At 72.4% G+C, this 17,804-nt stretch carries 10 protein-coding genes; 1 reads left to right on the top strand and 9 read right to left on the bottom strand.

The features are described from left to right. Nucleotides 1–2 precede the first annotated feature (2 nt). The 3 genes from ABLE93_RS01295 to ABLE93_RS01285 all read right to left on the bottom strand — a co-directional run bounded on the left by ABLE93_RS01295 (nucleotide 3) and on the right by ABLE93_RS01285 (nucleotide 5,257). Nucleotides 3–1,991, bottom strand: coding sequence for a CHASE2 domain-containing protein (locus ABLE93_RS01295; protein ID WP_348837367.1), 1,989 nt, complete (start codon nucleotides 1,989–1,991; stop codon nucleotides 3–5). A gap of 1 nt (nucleotide 1,992) precedes the next feature. After that, nucleotides 1,993–3,843, bottom strand: coding sequence for a glutaminase A (gene glsA, locus ABLE93_RS01290; protein WP_348837365.1), 1,851 nt, complete (start codon nucleotides 3,841–3,843; stop codon nucleotides 1,993–1,995). Between the two features lie 928 nt (nucleotides 3,844–4,771). After that, nucleotides 4,772–5,257, bottom strand: a complete 486-nt coding sequence (locus ABLE93_RS01285) for an Lrp/AsnC family transcriptional regulator (protein ID WP_348837362.1) — start codon at nucleotides 5,255–5,257, stop codon at nucleotides 4,772–4,774. A gap of 150 nt (nucleotides 5,258–5,407) precedes the next feature. Here ABLE93_RS01285 and putA point away from each other — a divergent pair, with 150 nt between their 5' ends. Beyond that, complete coding sequence (gene putA, locus ABLE93_RS01280) at nucleotides 5,408–9,094, top strand: bifunctional proline dehydrogenase/L-glutamate gamma-semialdehyde dehydrogenase PutA (protein WP_510182957.1); 3,687 nt, start codon at nucleotides 5,408–5,410, stop codon at nucleotides 9,092–9,094. A 6-nt stretch (nucleotides 9,095–9,100) separates the two neighbouring features. On the opposite strand, the gene ABLE93_RS01275 is transcribed toward putA, so the two are convergent. The 6 genes from ABLE93_RS01275 to ABLE93_RS01250 form a co-directional block, all read right to left on the bottom strand. Beyond that, on the bottom strand, nucleotides 9,101–9,397 hold the full coding sequence (locus ABLE93_RS01275; RefSeq protein WP_348837360.1) for a cysteine rich repeat-containing protein: 297 nt from the start codon (nucleotides 9,395–9,397) through the stop codon (nucleotides 9,101–9,103). 127 nt (nucleotides 9,398–9,524) lie between these two features. Further along, nucleotides 9,525–10,478, bottom strand: a complete 954-nt coding sequence (gene ltnD / locus ABLE93_RS01270; RefSeq protein WP_348837358.1) for an L-threonate dehydrogenase — start codon at nucleotides 10,476–10,478, stop codon at nucleotides 9,525–9,527. Between the two features lie 165 nt (nucleotides 10,479–10,643). After that, nucleotides 10,644–11,684 carry a polysaccharide deacetylase family protein gene (locus ABLE93_RS01265; RefSeq protein WP_348837356.1) on the bottom strand — a complete coding sequence of 347 codons (1,041 nt, stop codon included), beginning with the start codon at nucleotides 11,682–11,684 and terminating at the stop codon, nucleotides 10,644–10,646. A gap of 223 nt (nucleotides 11,685–11,907) precedes the next feature. Beyond that, complete coding sequence (locus ABLE93_RS01260; protein ID WP_348837355.1) at nucleotides 11,908–15,240, bottom strand: error-prone DNA polymerase; 3,333 nt, start codon at nucleotides 15,238–15,240, stop codon at nucleotides 11,908–11,910. Then, nucleotides 15,237–16,673, bottom strand: a complete 1,437-nt coding sequence (locus ABLE93_RS01255; RefSeq protein ID WP_348838452.1) for a DNA polymerase Y family protein — start codon at nucleotides 16,671–16,673, stop codon at nucleotides 15,237–15,239. Before ABLE93_RS01255 ends, ABLE93_RS01260 begins: the two co-directional genes overlap by 4 nt. A 52-nt stretch (nucleotides 16,674–16,725) precedes the next feature. Continuing rightward, the gene (locus ABLE93_RS01250) at nucleotides 16,726–17,553 is read right to left on the bottom strand and encodes an ImuA family protein (protein WP_348837353.1); all 828 of its coding nucleotides are present in this window, start codon (nucleotides 17,551–17,553) and stop codon (nucleotides 16,726–16,728) included. Nucleotides 17,554–17,804: the final 251 nt, after the last annotated feature.

Genomic DNA, 17,804 nt, shown 5'->3' with positions numbered 1-17,804 from the left:
TCTCACGCCGGGTCGGGCACTCCCGCGGGTCCTTGATCCGGCCCCGGATCTGCGGCGGGGACGTGCACCTCCACCGCATGGCTCACACCGCGCACGGTGATGGCGGCGACGCGGCGGACGACACCGGCGGGCAGGCGCGCCGCGGCGCCGGGGCCGATGCAGATGGAGGTTCCGAGCTCCTTGTTGGCCGCCTCCAGGCGCGAGGCCATGTTGATGGCCATGCCGTGGGCGGTGTAGTCGAGCTTGCGTCGCCCGCCCACGTCGCCCACCACAGCCCGGCCGGTTTCGATGCCGATGCGGGTGCGGCCGAAGCCCAGCGCCGCGAAGCCCGGCTCGCGTCGTAGTGTCTCGGTGGCCTCGCGGATGGCGCAGGCGCAGGCGAGAGCGTGGGCCGGATGATCGGGCAGGTCGAGGGGCATGTTGAAGAAGGCGTGCACCGCGTCCCCCACGATCTTGTCGAACATGCCGCCATGGGCGACCACGATCTCGCCCACCGTATCGAAATAGCGGTCGAGGGCGGCCACCAGCGCGGTCGGCGAAGCGCGCTCGCTCATGGCGGTGAAGCCCTCCACGTCGGTGAAGAGCGCGGTGATCTCCCGCACCTCGCCGGAGAGCTTCAGGGAGGAGGGATCGGCGGCGATGCGCGCCACCACCTCGGGGGCGAGATGCTGCTCGAAGCGGCGGCGCAGACGGCGTTCGCGCCGCTCGGTCTCGATGAAATCGGCGAGCAAAGCGGTGCCGAGGGTGGCGGCGCCGACGAGGGCGGGACCGGCCGGGTCGGCCGCCTGATTGAGCCCCAGCACGGCCGCGCCCGCGCCGGCGGCCCAGGCGCAGGCCAGCAGGCCCCCGCCGGCCAGCGCCACCAGCGGCCGGGTCCGCCGCCCAAGCGCCAGTGCCGCGAGGCCGAGAGCCAGGGCGGCCGCCAGTTCCGCCAAAGCGAGGACCGAGCCGCGCACGATGCCGGCGCCGGAAAGCAGCGTCGCGACCGCGTCCGCCTCGATCTGGAGCGTCGGCGCCGCCTCGGCCCGCGGCGTGCGGCGCAGGGCGCCCACCTCCACCGCGCTCGATCCGACGAGCACGATGCGGCCGGCGAGGGCGCCGGCCGCGGCCGGGTCTTCCAGCAGGCGATGGGCGGGCACGGTGCGCGCCGGCCAATGGGCGGGGGACGATGCGCGCAGGCGCAGCCGTCCGTCGGGTCCGAGCGGCACGCTATGGGCACCGATGACGAGGGTGCCCCCATCCACCACCAGCGCCGAGGCCCCCTCGGCGAGGCGCGCCGCCTCCACCGCCAGCCCCGGCAAGATGGTCTCGCCCGCCAGCGCGAGCAGCGGCACGCGCCGCACGAGGCCGTCCAGATCATTCTCGATGCCGAGCACCCCCAGCCCCTGGGCCGCCTCGCGCACAACAGCCGGGGGACCCGAGGCGCCGACCGCACGCCAGGGGTCGGCGAGGCGGGCTGGCGCGTCCAGCAGCACCGGAGTCACAGGTTCGAAGGCGGGTGTCGGCACCTCCTCCAGCGCCGCGCCGAGGGCGGTGGGCCGCCGCGCCACCGCGGCCGCCAGGGCCGTGTCGCCATCGGGCAAGGAGGGCACGAGTGCCGCGATGTCGGGCCGGCCGGTCTCGGCCGCGAGGTCGCGGGCGACGGCGGCCGGGGAATGCCGGTCGGTCCCGGCGAACAGGATGTCCACCGCCACGGCCTGGGGCCCGCCCGCCACCACGGCGTCCAGCAGACGGGCGAGCGCCAGCCGGCTCCACGGCCATGCGCCGTGGCGGGCAAGGGTGGCGCTGTCGATGTCCACCACGGTGAGGGGCGCCGGCGCCGGCGGCCCGGCGAGGCGCAGCACCGCGTCGAGGGTGCTCTCCCGAAGCCGGGTGCGCCAGCCGCCGAGATCGGTTGCGAACAGCACGAGCAGGCCGGCGAGGACGCCCGCCCCCGCGGCGAGGCCGATGGGGACGCGGACGGCGGAGCCGATGCGCGCGGGGCGGGGCATGTCAGCCCGTCAGCATGTCGATGCGGGCGGTGGCCATGCGGATGCGGCCGGCCAGAAGGATGGCGAGGTTGCGCACGATGCGGTCGGCAGCGCGCGCGTGGGTTTCCTGGAAGGCGCGGAACTGGTCGGCGGACAGCTCCACGCAGACCGCCTCGGTATCGGCCCACACGTCGGCGCTGCGCGGCTGGTCGATCAGCGCCAACTCGCCGAAGACCATGCCGGGGATCATGGTGGAGAGCCGCACGTCGTTGGGCGTGCGCGCGCTCACCATGCCGCGCAGCAGGAAATAGACCTTCGCCGGCGGCTCGTTGGCGGAGATGATGCGGGTACCGGCATGGAACACGACGCGGGTGCCGAGGCGCGCAAGGTCGGCCAGTTCCTGCGGCGAGAGGCCGGCGAGCAGAGCCTGCCGGCTGAGGTCTGCCTCCACCTCGATGCGCGAGAAGCCGCCGTGGCGGTACACCACCTGGTCCTCCGCCCATTCCACCGCGGCGTCGTAGGTGGGAAAAATGCGCACGCGCAGGCCCTGGTCCTTCAGCGCCTTGAGTTGCGGCGCCAACGGGGAGGCGGGCTCGACCCCGGCAATGACCGCGGTGGTGGCGGCCGGCAGCTGGTCCTTCAGCAGGCCGGTGAGCAGGCGCAGCCCCGCATCGGTGATGGTCGCGACGCGATGCAGGTTGAGGATGAGGAATTCCGGCACGCTGGCCGGCGCCATGAGCCGGCGCGTGACATAGTCCATGGAGGCGAAGGAGAGCTTGCCGGCCAGCTCGATGGCACGGATGGCGCCGGAGCGGGCGGCGAGGATGTCCTGCTCGTGGGGCTGTCGGCCGGGCTTGGAGGGCACGGTGCGGAAATCGTAATCGGCGACGATGCAGGTGCGCACGTCGTCCCGCCGCGACAGCATGTGCAGGTCGAACGCCTCCGATATGGCCTCGCACGTGCGGATGCCGCGCACGCTGTTGCCGTGGGGATCGAGCCGGGGGGAGAAGGTGCCGAGGCCGAGCTGGGAGGGCAGCGCCGCGAGGATGCCCCCGCCGACGCCGCTCTTGGCTGGCACGCCTACCCGGTAGATCCACTCGCCGGCGAAGTCGTACATGCCCGACGAACTCATCACCGCCAGTGTGCGCGCCACCGCATAATTGGAGGCGACGGTGACGCCGGTGACCGGATTGACCCCGTGGTTGGCGAAGGTCGCCCCCATCACCGCCAGGTCGCGGGCGGTGACCAGCACCGAGCACTGGCGGAAATAGACATCCAGCAGCCGGTCGACGTCGCCGCTGACGCCCCCATAGGTGCGCAGGAGGTAGGCGATGGCGCGGTTGCGGTCGCCGGTGGAGCGCTCGCTGTCGAATACGGCCTCGTCGACGGCGAGCTCGCGCCCGGCGAAGCGCCCGAGGGCGGTACGGATCATCTCGAAGGCCTCGCCGCCGGCGGCCTCGGCGATCAGCCCCGAGCAGGCGATGGCGCCGGCATTGACCATGGCGTTGAACGGTCGGTTGTCGGCCCTGAGGCGGATGGAGTTGAACGCCTCGCCGCTGGGCTCGACACCGATGGCGCCTTCCACCCGCTCCGATCCCAGCATGTCGAGGGCGAGGGCGAACACCATCGCCTTCGACACCGATTGGATGGTGAAGGGGACGGTCGTGTCGCCGGTTTCGTAGACGTGGCCGTCGGTGGTCGCCACAGCGATGCCGAAGTGCTCCGGGTCCGCCTTGCCCAGTTCGGGGATGTAGGAGGCCACCTCGCCGTCGTCGATGCGGGCGAAATCGGCGTGTATCCCTTTAAGGAAGCTGAGCAGCGGCGTCTCGAGCGCGGCGCCGGCGGCGGCGGGGGAAGGCAAGGGATCTGGCAAGGGTGTGGGCTCCGGCAATACGGCCCCAAGTGAAGCTCCACCAGAGCCATGATGCAATGCCGCATGCGCGCAAACGGCTACGTGCGAGGCAGACGGCGGGGCCCTCTCCGGCGCGCGCCCCATGGGTCGTCCCGCGACCGCCGTCATGCTCCGGCTTGACCGGAACATCCATGGCGCCGCCGGCTGCGCCCGGCCCGGCGATGGGCCCTCCGGTCAAGCCGGAGGGCGACGGGGAGGGGGGCGGCGAGCGGCGGTGGAGGGGAGGCCGAAGCGGGAAGGTGGGCGACGCGCGAGCAGGACCGGCCATCGGGCGCACCGACGCCATCCATCCGTCCGGCGAACCGCTCCAAACCGCCGTCATGCTCCGGCTTGACCGGAGCATCTATGGCGCCGTCGGGTGCGCCCAGTCGGGCGATGGGCCCTCCGGTCAAGCCGGAGGGCGACGGCGCGAGAGGCGGGGGGCGGCGGTCGAGGGGAGGGCCGGAGCGGGGAGGTGGGGCGATGCGCGAGAATGACCGACCATCGGTTGCACCGACGCCATCCATCCGTCCGGCGAACCGCTCCAACCGCCGTCATGCTCCGGCTTGACCGGAGCATCCATGGCGCCGCCGGGTGCGCCCGGCCCGGCGATGGGCCCTCCGGTCAAGCCGGAGGGCGACGGCGTGAGGGGCGGGGAGCGGTGGTGGAGGGGAGGCGGGAGCGGGGAGGGGGCGACGCGCGAGAAGGACCGGCCATCGGGCGCACCGACGCCATCCATCCGTCCAACGACCCGCTTCAACCGCCGTCATGCTCCGGCTTGACCGGAGCATCCATGGCGCCGCCGGGTGCGCCCAGTCGGGCGATGGGCCCTCCGGTCAAGCCGAGGGTGACGGCGGGAGAGGGGGCGGCTGATGGTACGGCCCACCCCCGCCGCACGCAGACGCGCGCGTCAGGCGCCGTCGTCCTTTACCGGCTCCATCACCACATAGGTCGAGGTGCTCGCCACAAACGGCAGGCTGGAGATCTTCTCGCCCAGCACCTCGCGATAGCGACGGATGTCGCGGGTGCGGACCTTCAGGAGGTAGTCAAAGGAGCCCGCGATCATGTGGCAGGCCTCCACCTCGCGGATCTTCAGCACCGCCGCGTTGAACGCGAAGAGGGCTTTCTGCGTTGTCTCGGCGAGCTTCACCTCGGTGAAGGCGATGTGCTCCAGCCCCATTTTCGGGGGATCGAGCACGGCGCGGAAGCCGCGGATGTAGCCCTCGTCCACCAGCCGCTTGAGCCGCGCCTGGCAGGGACTGCGCGAGAGGCCGACCCGCGCCGCGAGGTCGGTCACCGACATGCGGCCGTCCTCCACCAGCGCGGCGATGATGCGGGCATCGAAGGCGTCGATCTGGTGGAAGTCGATTTGGCTAGGTGAATCCTGTTTTTCCATCACTCTGATTTTCAGTCGGCCCAAAATAAAGTCAATACGTAAGTAGATGGAGCGATCATCGATCAAACCGCCTGAGCTGTTTCTCGTATCCTGGAAACCAGTGCCGCCCCGCCTGTGCCCTCGTGCCGGGAATTGAGAAAGGTGCCCGCCATGGCCAGCTCCACCGTCCTCGGGCGTCCGGCTGCTGCCGCAGCATCGGTCGTCCCGCCCCCGCCCTTCGAGGGCTTTTCCCCTGCACCGGGACCGCGCGGACGGCTGCGGGCGGCGATCACTGCGATGACCCGCGCGCCGGAGGCGGCGTGCGTCAGAGCCCTGCTCCCGGCGGCGCACCTGCCTGATGCGACGCGGGCGGCGGCCGAGGCGCGTGCGCGCAGCCTGGTCGCCGGCCTCAGGGCGCGGCCGCGGGGCTCGGTGGTGGAGGAGCTGGTCCAGGAATACGACCTCTCCAGCCGCGAGGGCGTCGCGCTCATGTGCCTGGCGGAGGCCCTGCTGCGCATTCCGGATGCCGCCACTCGCGATGCACTCATCCGCGACAAGATCGGCGCGGGCGACTGGCAGGCGCATCTGGGCGGCGGGCGTGCGCTGTTCGTGAATGCCGCCACGTGGGGCCTGTACCTCACCGGGCAACTGGTGGGCGGCGCGGATGACGCGGGCCTCGGCGGTGCGCTGACGGGCGTGCTCCGGCGCCTCGGCGCACCGGTCGTCCGTCGGGCGGTGGACCTCGCCATCGGCCGCATGGGCGAGCAGTTCGTCATGGGCCGCACCATCGAGGAAGCGCTGGCGCGCAGCCGCCGGCGCGCCACGCAGGGCTTCGGCCATTCGTTCGACATGCTGGGCGAGGCGGCGATGACCGCGGCGGACGCGGACCGCTATTTCGCCGAATATCGCCACGCCATCGCCGCCATCGGCGCCGCCTCCGCCGGGCGCGGCATCTATGCGGGCCCGGGCATCTCAGTGAAGCTCTCTGCGCTCCATCCGCGCTACGAGCGCGCCAAGGCGGAGCGGGTGATGGCCGAGCTGCTGCAGCGCCTTGTGGTCCTCGCCCGCGAAGCCCGCGCCCAAGGCATCGGTATCAACATCGACGCCGAGGAGCAGGACCGCCTGGAGCTCTCCCTCGACCTCCTCGACGCCCTGGCCCATGACGCGGACCTCGCAGGCTGGGACGGCATCGGCTTCGTGGTGCAGGCCTATGGCAAGCGCTGCCCGGCGGTGCTCGACTTCATCATCGACCTGGCCCGGCGCACCGGCCGCCGCATCATGGTGCGCCTCGTGAAGGGCGCCTATTGGGACAGCGAGATCAAGCACGCGCAGGCGGAGGGGCTGGAGGATTTCCCGGTGTTTACCCGCAAGGTGCACACCGACGTCTCCTACCTCGCCTGCGCCCGCAAGCTGCTGGATGCGCGGGATGCGGTTTTCCCGCAGTTCGCCACCCACAATGCCTACAGCCTCGCCGCCATCCTGGAGATGGCAGGACCCCACTTCCGGGACGGCGACTACGAGTTCCAGTGTCTCCACGGCATGGGCGAGCCCCTGTTCGAGCAGGTGGTGAAGCCGCTCGGGCGTCCGTGCCGCATCTATGCCCCGGTTGGCACCCACGAGACGCTGCTGGCCTATCTGGTGCGGCGGCTTCTGGAGAATGGTGCCAATTCCTCCTTCGTGCGGCTCATTGCCGATCCGTCGGTGCAAGTGGAGACCCTCGTCGCCGATCCGGCCGAGACGGTTGCCGCCATGGACGAGCCGGGCGCGCCGCATCCCCATATCGCCGCCCCGCGCGCGCTCTATGGTGCGCGGGTCAATTCGGCCGGGCTCGACCTTGCGAGCGATGGGGTGCTGGCGGACCTCGAGGACACCCTGAGGGCGAGCGCGTCGCGCGTCTGGCTCGCCACGCCGGCCGGCGGGGGCGGCACGGCGCGGGCCGTGCTGAACCCCGGCGACCGCCGCGACCGCGTGGGCCTCGTGCGGGAGGCGATGCCGAAAGACGTGGCGCGTGCCGTCGACACCGTATGCGCCGCGGCGCCGGGCTGGGCGGCGCGTGCGGCGGCGGAGCGGGCGAGACCCCTCCTCGTCGCCGCCCAGGCGCTGGAAGCGGACATGCCCCGCCTCATGGGTCTCATCATGCGCGAGGCGGGCAAGAGCGCCGCCAATGCGGTGGCCGAAGTGCGCGAGGCGGTGGATTTCCTGCGCTATTATGCCGGCGAGGCCGTGGCGCGCCTCACCGCCGGACATCGCCCGCTCGGCGCCGTCGCCTGCATCAGCCCGTGGAACTTCCCCCTCGCCATTTTCACCGGACAGGTGGCGGCAGCGCTGGCCGCGGGCAATGGGGTGCTCGCCAAGCCGGCGGAGGAGACGCCGCTGATCGCTGCCGAGGCGGTGCACCTGCTCCATGCCGCCGGCATCCCGCGGGACGTGCTGCAGCTTCTCCCCGGCGACGGGGCGGTGGGGGCGGCGCTGGTGGCGGCGCCGCAGGTGGCCGGGGTGATGTTCACCGGATCCACCGCCGTTGCCCGCAGCATTGCCGCGACGCTGGCGGAGCGGCTCGGGCCCGACGGCCGGCCGGTGCCTCTCATCGCCGAGACCGGCGGGCAGAATGCCATGATCGTCGATTCCTCCGCCTTGCCCGAGCAGGTGGTGGCGGACGTGATCGCCTCCGCCTTCGACAGCGCCGGCCAGCGCTGCTCCGCCCTGCGGGTGCTGTGCCTGCAGGAGGAGGTGGCCGAGCCTATCCTCGCCATGCTGAAAGGCGCCATGGCCGAGCTGGAGATCGGCCGCACCGACCGCCTCAGCGTGGATGTGGGGCCGGTCATCACCGAAGAGGCGAGGGCCGGCATCGAGGAGCATGTGGCGGCCATGGCGGGGCGGGGCCATCGTGTCCATCGGGTGGCGCTGCCACAGGCGACGCGGCACGGCAGCTTCGTGGCGCCGACGCTGATCGAGATCGGCGCCATGTCCGACCTCCAACGCGAGGTGTTCGGCCCGGTGCTGCATGTGGTGCGCTGGCGGCGGGCGGATCTTGCCCGCCTTGTCGCCGACATCAACGCCACCGGCTACGGCCTCACCTTCGGCCTGCACACACGGCTCGACGCCACCATCGCGGAAGTTACCCACGCGGTGGAGGCCGGCAACCTCTATGTGAACCGCAACATGATCGGCGCCGTGGTGGGCGTGCAGCCGTTCGGCGGGCGCGGGTTGTCGGGCACCGGGCCGAAGGCCGGCGGGCCGCTTTATCTGTCGCGGCTGGTGTCGGGGCCGGGCTTCGATCTTGGCGCGGGCAGGCCGGACGAGGCGGCGCTCGCCTTCGTCGACTGGCTTGAGGGGGAGGGGCGAGCCGGCGACGCCGCAGCGGCGCGTGCCCTGGCCGGTGCCGTACCGCTCGGGCGTATCATGGTCCTTCCCGGCCCGGTGGGCGAGCGCAACACCTACGCTTTGCGCCCGCGCGGGACGCTGCTGCTCGTGCCGCAGACGGAAGCCGGGCTGATCCGCCAGATCGGCACGGCCCTGGCCACCGGCAATCGGGCACGGGTGGAGGCACCGGCCGATCTCGCCGGGGTCTGGGCGGAGCTTCTGGCGCGGATGCCGGCGACGGTGGCGGCCCGCCTCGATGGAAGGGATCGGGCGGTGGCGGCTCTGGTGGAGGGTGAGGGGGGGCAGGTCTCGGCGCTGGCTCAACGGCTGGCGGCGCAGGGCAATGGGCCTCTGGTACCAGTGCACGCGGCCGCGTCGGACGCGCTCGCCTGCTCGCCCTTCGCCTATCCAGCCCACCTCCTGCTTGAGGAGGTGAGCCTTTCGGTGAACACGGCCGCGGCCGGCGGGGATGCCGGCCTCCTGACGCTGTCCTGACGGGCGCTACTGCGCCGCCGGCTTGCGCATGCTGGTGGCGAGGGCGCCGAGTGAGGCCTTGCAGGGCGGGCTCACCTGCTCCTGCTTCTCGCGCAGGCACTGGATGATGCGCCCGCCGCCCGGCTGGATGCCGGTCCACAATTTGCTCACGTCCGCCTCGCACGCCGTGCGCAGCGCCTGGGCCTGGGCGGGCGTGAGGGACGCGGCCGCTCCGGGCGTGGCCGGGGCGGCGGTCTGCGCGTGCGCCGCGCCAAGGCCGAGGGCGACGAACGGAAGGGCGAGGAGGGTGGCGCGCAGGGTCATGGGGACATTCCTCTCGATTCTGGGATCGGCGCGGCCGGCGGGGGGCCGCGCGTCCGCAACCTCGACTCCGAAGGTTGCGAAGGCGTTCCGGAGCCGTGACGATTGGTGACGAAATGTAACGCTTGGCTCAGGCCTTGTCGCCCGGCAGGGGGGTGCCCGTGATGCGGGCATAGAGCCGGGCCACCGAGGCGTCGTCGTCGCGGCCCATGCCGGCGGCGGATGTGGCGAGGAACATCTGCAGCGCCGCCGCCGAGACCGGCACGGGAAATTTCGCGCTGCGCGCCATGTCCTGGATGATGCCGAGGTCCTTGACGAAGATGTCCACGGCGCTGCGCGGCGCGTAATCGCCGTCGAGCACGTGGGGCATGCGGTTCTCGAACATCCAGCTGTTGCCGGCCGAGGCGGTGATGACTTCGTACACCTTCTTCAGGTCGAGGCCCTGGCGCGCGGCGAAGGCCATGGCCTCGCTGGCGGCGGCGATATGCACCCCGGCGAGCAGCTGGTTGATCATCTTGAACGCCGCGCCCTGCCCGGCGGCGTCGCCCAGCGCGTAGAGCTTGGCCGCCATGGCGTCGAGGGCGGGCTTCGCGCGGGCGAAGGCTGTCGGGCTGCCGGAGGCGAGAATGGTGAGGGCGCCGTCCGCCGCGCGCTGCGCCCCGCCGGAGATGGGCGCGTCGAGATAGTGCCGGCCCGTGGCTTCGAGCCGTGCCGCGAGGCTGCGGGCGATCTCCGGGTCCATGGTGGCGGAGGAGATGAAGACCGCGCCCTCCGGCAGGGTCTCGGCGACGCCGGAGGGGCCGAACAGGATGGCCTCGGTCTGCGCCGCATTGACCACCACGCTCACCACCATGTCGGCGCCGCGGGCCGCCTCGGCCGGCGAGGCTGCCCCGCGTCCACCGGCGGCGACGAAGCGCTCCACCGCCGCTGCGCCCACGTCACAGCCGGCCACGTCGAGGCCGGCGCGCAGCAGCGACTGCGCCATGCCGAAGCCCATGGAACCGAGCCCGACCACGCCGGCGCGGCTCGTGGTGGTCCCGGAGCCGCCCGCGGCCCCGGCATCGGTGTGCGTCTCTTCGGCCATGGCCGCCTCCCGTCCTCTTCCGCCCGCTTGGCTGCGGGCTTTTCCAGGCGCTTGTTCTAGGCCCGCGACGCGGCCCGATCAAATCGTTTCAGATGCAGCGGATAAGGCGCGCCGGAAACGCAAACGGCGCCCGCGAGGGGCGCCGTTCGGTGGGTTGGGCGAGGATCAGTAGACGCCGGAGCTGCGCGGCTGGGCGGCAGCCGTGGCGGGCTTCGGCGCGGCCGCACCGGGGGTCGGCTTGGGCGCGGCGCCCGCCGCCGGCTTGGCGGCATCGGGCTTGGCCGCATTGGCCGGCTTGGGCTTCTGCGCGCCGCCTTGGCCCGGCTGCTTCGGCAGAGCGGCCACCAGCTGCGGCTTGAGCGGCTTGTCCATGGCCACCATCTGCGACAGCGTGGCGAACTTGTAGCCCTTGGCCGCAAGGTCATCGAGCACGCGGGGCATGGCGTCCACGGTGGAGGGGTAGATGTCGTGCGACAGCACGATGGCGCCCGGCTTCACCTGCGCCATGATGGCGTCATACACCGCCTGGCTGTTGCGGTTCTTCCAGTCGTTGGGGTCCACCGACCAGTTGACGATGGTGAGGCCGTACTTGTCCTCGATGTAGGTGCGCAGCGACGGCTTCATGGAGCCGTAGGGCGGGCGCAGGTAGATGGGACGCTTGCCGGTGGCCTGGAAGATGGCCTCCGAGGTATTGCCCAGCTCCTTGTCCACCGAGGCCATGCTGATGCGGGTGAGCTGCGGATGGCTCCAGGAGTGGCTGCCGATCTCGTGGCCCTCGTCGGCGATCATCTTGAGCACTTCGGGGTGCTTGGCCACCATGTTGCCGAGCACGAAGAAGGTGGCCTTGATGTTGCGCTCGCGCAGCATCTGGAGAAGCCGCGGGGTGGTTTCCGGGCTCGGGCCGTCGTCGAAGGTGAGGGCGATGAAATTGCCGTCCACCTCGAACGACTTGTAGGTGTAGTTCTTGCGCGGCGCCGGCGCGGGAGGCGGCGCAGCGACCGGGGCGGGCGCCGGGGGCGGCGCCGGCTGGGCCGCTGCGGCGGTCTTCACCGGGGCGCTCTGGGCGGCCTTGTCGGACGCGGACTGGGAAATGGACTGGGTGGTGGCCGGCCCGTCGTCCCGCGCGGACAGGAGCGGGCTGATGGCCATGCCCGCGCCGACGGCGGCGACGGCCACGAAGCCAGTGACGATAAGGAGCGGTTTCACGGCTGCGGCACCCCGGCCTTTGTATCCATCTGGCTTGGAGCCTCACGCGTTTTTGTGGATAAATCGTGAAGCGCTTGGGTGGAGCGTCGCTTTTTTCGCCGGTTTTTCCGGATTCGACCGCCATTCGCGCCCGTGAGCGCCGCGGGATAGGGCCGGATACCACTGCAGAATAGGTTGGCGGTTGCGGGGTACGTCTTGCCCCGGCGCTGGGCCGACCTGGGACTCAATGGAAATCCCGTGATTTCGGCAGAACCCGCACGTCGCGGGGATGTTTGCGCGGGTGCTGGGGGTGGGCGAATTCGTCCGCCCGCGCCACGTCCATCTGCGGGCGCCGCACGCGCGAGAGCAGGTCGAGATCGCCGGTGCGGTCGAACAGGCGCTGGGCCATGAGATGGACCACCCCTTCCCGGCTCTTCTGCACCCGCCCTTCCACCAGCAGCAGGCGCGCGCCCATCACCTCCCGCCGGAAGTGCTCCAGGGTGCGCTCCCACAGTACGATGTTGGTGATGCCGGTCTCGTCCTCGATGGTGATGAAGATGGCCTTGCCGTTGCCCGGCCGCTGGCGCACCAGCACCACGCCAGCGGTGCGGGCGAAGGCGCCGTCCCTCAGCGCCGAGGTCGCGGCGCAGGTAAGGATGCGCTCCTTGCGGAAATGGTCGCGCAGCTCGCCCATGGGGTGGCCCTTCAGCGACAGGCGCACCGTCTGGTAGTCGGCGACGATGTGCTCGGCACGCGCCATGCGGGGCAGCGCCACCTCTTCCTCCACGCCCAGCTCGCGGGCGTCGGCGGCGGCGAACAGGGGCAGGGCGTCGTCGTCGGGCAGGCGGCGGGCGTGCCACAGCGCGGCCCGCCGGTCGAGCCCGATGGAGCGGAAGGCGTCGGCATCGGCGAGCAGCCGCACCGCGCGGGTGGGCAGGCGCGCCCGCCGGGCGAGCTCTTCCACCCCGGTGAAGCCGGCGCCGCGGGCGGCGGCGAGGTGTGCGCCCCACTCCTCATGGAAGCCGTCCACCTGGCGAAAGCCGAGGCGCAGCGCGAGGGCGCCGCCGGCGTTGCGTTCCAGCGTGTTGTCGTAATGGCTGAAATTGATGTCCACGGGCCGCGCCTCCACGCCATGCTCGCGGGCGTCGCGCACGATCTGGGCGGGGGCGTAGAAGCCCATGGGCTGGGCGTTGAGCAGGGCGCAGGCGAACACCGCCGGATGGCGGCACTTGATGAAGGAGGAGATGTAGACGAGCTTGGCGAAGGAGGCGGCGTGGCTCTCGGGAAAGCCGTAGCTGCCGAAGCCCTTGATCTGCTCGAAGCAGCGCTGGGCGAAGTCGCGGGCGTAGCCGCGCGCCACCATGCGCTCCACCATCAGGCTCTCGAACTCGTGGATGGTGCCGAGGTTGCGGAAGGTGGCCATGGCCCGGCGCAGGCGGTTCGCCTCCCGGTCGGTGAAGCGGGCGGCGACCATGGCGAGCTTCATGGCCTGCTCCTGGAACAGCGGCACCCCCATCGTCTTGCCCAGCACCTGCCGCAGCTCGTCCGCCGGGCCATGGCCCGGGGCGGGGGAGGGGAATTCCACCTGCTCCAGCCCGTTGCGGCGGCGCAGGTAGGGATGGACCATGTCGCCCTGGATCGGCCCCGGCCGCACGATGGCGACCTGGATGACGAGGTCGTAGAATTCCTTCGGCCTGAGGCGCGGCAGCATGTTGATCTGCGCCCGGCTCTCCACCTGGAACACGCCGATGGAATCCCCGCGCGAGAGCATCTCGTAGACGTCGGCCTGGGCGTCCGGCACGTCGGCGAGACCGAGGTCGAGGCCCTCGTGGAGGCGCATCAGGTCGAGCGCCTTCCGGATGCAGGTGAGCATGCCCAGCGCCAGCACATCCACCTTCATCAGGCCCAAGGCGTCGATGTCGTCCTTGTCCCATTCGATGAAGGTGCGGTCCGCCATGGCGGCGTTGCCGATGGGCACGATGTCGTCCAGCCGCTCGCGGGCGAGCACGAAGCCGCCCACGTGCTGGGAGAGGTGGCGCGGCGCGCCCATGAGCCGGCTGGCGAGGTCCACGGCGCGGCGGATGAAGGGGTTGTCGGGGTCGAGCCCGGCCTCGCGGATGCGCGGGTCCGACATGTCGCGGCCCCAGCTGCCCCATTGGGTCGCGGCGATGCGGGCGGTGATGTCGTCGGTCAGGCCCAGCGCCTTGCCCACGTCGCGGATGGCGCTGCGCGGGCGATAGTGGATGACGGTGGCGACGATGCCGGCGCGGTGGCGGCCGTATTTCTCATAGATGTGCTGGATCACCTCCTCGCGCCGCTCGTGCTCGAAATCCACGTCGATGTCCGGCGGCTCGCGCCGCTCGGTGGAGATGAAGCGGGCGAACAGAAGGTCGTGGTCGGCCGGGTTCACGGCGGTGATGCCGAGCACGTAGCACACTGCGGAATTGGCCGCCGAGCCGCGCCCTTGGCAGAGGATGCCGCGGCTCTCGGCGAAACGGACGATGTCGTGGATGGTGAGGAAATAGGGCGCGTACTGGAGCTGGCCGATGAGGGCGAGCTCCTCCTTCAGCAGGTTGGTGACCTTTTCCGGCACGCCGTCGCGATAGCGCACGGCGGCGCAGCGCCAGGTCAGGTCCTCCAGCCACGCCTGCGGCGTCCAGCCGGGCGGCACCGGCTCCTCGGGGTAGTCGTACTTCAGGTCCTTGAGCGAGAAGTCGATGCGGGCAAGGAGCGCCTGCGTCTGCGCCAGCGCCTCGGGGGCGTCGCGGAACAGGCGGGCCATCTCGTCGGCCGCCTTCAGGTGGCGCTCCGCATTGGCCTCCAGCCGCCGGCCGGCGGTGGCGATGGTGGTGCCCGTGCGCACGCAGGTGAGAATGTCCTGCAGGTCGCGCTCCTGCGGCGTCGCATAGAGCACGTCGTTCACCGCGAGGAGCGGCACGCCCGCGGTGGCGGCGCAGGCCCGCAGCGCGGCGAGGCGGCGGCGGTCGGCGCCGGAGAAAGGCATGGCGGCGGCGAGCCAGACGGCGCCCGGCGCCGCCGCGGCGAGCTGGCGCAGCAGCAGGGTGAGGTCGGCGGAAACCCCGCCCGCCATCCCCTCGTCCCGTCCCGGCAGAACCGCGAGCAGGAGGCCGCCGGTGTCGGCGATAAGATCGTCGCGGGAGAGGTGGCATTCGCCCTTCTTCGCCCGCCGGTTGCCCAGGGTGAGCAGGCGGCAGAGCCGGCCCCAGCCGGCGCGGGTGGCGGGATAGGCGATGATGTCCGGCGTGCCGTCGCCGAAGGCGAGGCGGGCGCCCACCACCAGGCGGAAGGCGCGGGCGCGGGCGGCGAAGCGGCGCTTGGCCTGTGCCTCGGGATCGTCCGCCGCCAGCTCCTCGTCGAGGGTCCGCAGCTCCTCCAGCGCGCTGTAGGCGCGCACCACGCCGGCCACCGTGTTGCGGTCGGCGAGGCCGAGGCCGCGCAGGCCGAGGCCGACGGCGGTGGTCACCAGCCGCGCCGGCGCGCTCGCCCCCCGCAGGAAGGAGAAATGCGAGGCCGCCGCCAGCTCCGCATAAGCCGGGATATCCGCCGCTGCGCTCACGGAAACAGCCCGTGCAGGAACCAGCGGGGCGCCGCCGTCTCGCGGCCGTAGGTGCCCTCGCGATAGAGCCAGAAGCGGCGGCCCTCCAGATCCTCCACCCGGAAATAGTCGCGGGTGAGGGCGCCGGAGAGGCCGGCGTCGGGCGCGCTCCACCATTCCGGGGCGATGCGCTCCGGCCCCTCCGCCCGCGCCACCTCATGCAGCACGCGGCGCCAGCGGAAGCGCAAGGGCGGCCCGTCCGGCACCTCGGCAAGCGTCTCCACCGGCTCGGGGCGGGGGAAGAGGGCGAGCGGGCGTCCGAGGGGCGCCCCCTCGGGGGCGGGCGCGTCCCAGCCCGGGCCGGCATCGAGGGCCAAAGCATGGCTGCCGCGCCAGCCCTTCTGGGCGGGAAGGCGCAGCGCCGCGCGCTCGGGCAGATGGCTGTCCTGCGCCGCAAGGCAACTCACCCGGCGCGGGCCGAGGCGGGCGGACAGGATGTCCACCAACTGGTCGAGCCCCGCCGCCGCGGGATCGGTGCCGAGGCCGGGCTGGGTGGCGTCGAGGGGCTCCGCCGCCGTCACCGAGAGGCGGATCACGTCATAGCCGAAGCCGGGGTCGAGGGGGTCGGCCAGCGCCGACAGGCGCTCGCGGAACAAGGCGGCGAGGCGGGCGCCGTCGCGCAGCGGCGCGGCGGTGCCGGCGGCGATGCGGCGCACCACGCCGTCGCTGCGGAAGAAGGCGGCCTCGAAGCGCCGCCCACCCTCGCCATGGCGCTCCAGCACGCCGGAGAGGTCGCGGGCGAGATCGGCCAGCACGGCGAGGGCGGTCTTCTCCTCGCCCATGGGCTCGGCGAAGCGCCGCTCGGCCACGTAGGCGGGCAGGGGGTTGAGCGGCGAGATGGGGGCCGAGGCCGCCCCGGTGATCTCGTCGAGGCGGTCCACCAAGGCGGCGCCGAAGCGGGCGGCGAGCGCGCCCCGCGGCTTGTCCGCAAGGTCGCCGATGCGCACGAGGCCGAGATAGGCGAGGCTGCGGCCGGTGTCCGCGTCGAGGCCGAGGGCCTCCACCGGCAGGGGGGCGACGGCCGCGGCCTCGCCACCCGCCGGCACCACGAGGCCGGGGCGCCAGCGGGCGAGGGCCAGGGCGGCCCGCGCGGTGCCGGCGACGGCGCCCTGCGCCGCGAGGCCGGTGGCGGTGAGCCGTGCCGCCATGGCCGCCAGCATCGGCGCCTCGCCCTCGAACAGATGGGCGCAGCCGGTGATGTCGAGAACGATGCCATGGGGCGGGGCGAGGCCGACGAAGGGCGTCCAGCGCTCGCACCAGGAGGCGACGGCGGCGAGCAGCGCCGCATCCGCCGCCGGGTCCGCGGCCTCCGCCTTCAGCTGCGGCACGCGGGCCTGCGCATCCGCCAACGTGAGGCCGGGGACGAGGCCGAGGCGCTCCGCCGCCGCGTCCACCGCGGCGAGGCGGCGGGCGTTGGCGTGAGTCTCCACCACCGCCAGCGGCGGCTCAGCCGGCGTGCCGCCAGCCGCCGGGGAGGGGGCGCGGCGGGCCGCCCGCCAGCTGCGGTGCAGCCGGTCGGTCGGCAGGCGCGGCAAGATGAGGGCGGCGAGGCGCCGGGGAGAAGCTGCGGGCATGGGCATTCCATTCCACGGTGAAGCGGCCGGTGGGCCCGAGGCGGTTGCGGGCGAGGTCGAGCACGAAGGCGGGTGGGCCGAGGCAGAAGGCCGGCATCCCCGGCGCCGGCCGCGACGGGGCGGCGGCCACGTGCCAGCGGGTGGTGGCGGCGGAGGGGTGAGGGTCCGCCGCCGGGCGGAGCAGCAGCACCGGCACGCCCGAGCGCTCGGCGCGCAGGGCGAGGCGCCGGGTGGCGGTGAGGTCGAGGAGGCGGGCCTCCCCCCACGGCTCCGCCACCACCAGCCCGAGGCCGGCATGGCCCAGCGCCTCCTCGGCGGCGGCGAGGGTATCTGTGGCATCGGCGGCCCCCACAAGGAGGAGGCGGGCGGGATCGAGCCCGAACTGGGCGCAGCCGGGGCCGTGGATCTCGCCGCTCTCCAGCGTCGCCATGTCCTGCCGCACCCACAGCACCGGGCGTCGGGGAAGGGCGGCGAGGGCGAGGGCGAAGCCCAGCAGGGCTCCGCTCTGGCCCGGATCGGCGGTGAAGGCCTCGTGCAGCGCCCCCCGGGCGAGACCACCGCCGAGCGCCCCGTCGAGGGGCTCCCCCAGCGGGAGGCGCGGCCGGGCGGCGGTCTCCGGAAGGCCGGAAAACCGTTTCATCTCAACGATGCGCCGCCGCAGCGCCGTCACATCCTCGCGCGGGCCATGCATGGGGGACACGGTCAATGTTCCTATTTTGTTCTCTCTAGAAAGGACTCCGGAAGGGGCAAAAGTCAATCGCACCTGCGGATGGGGACACGTCCCTCTAGGGGCGGAGAGGGAGAGCGGCCTCAGGGTGCCGGCGCGCCCGGGGTCACTGGCGATCCATCCCCGTTATTCACAGGCAAGGTATTTAGAAACCTCCGTTAAGGGGTGCAAACCTCCCCTTAACGTGGCCGGGCCTAAATGTGTCGAAACGGCGCCGGTGCTGC

The organism is Xanthobacter pollutisoli (assembly GCF_040044995.1).
Taxonomy (GTDB): Bacteria; Pseudomonadota; Alphaproteobacteria; order Rhizobiales; family Xanthobacteraceae; genus Xanthobacter.
This window is presented reverse-complemented; position numbering and strand designations above follow the sequence as displayed.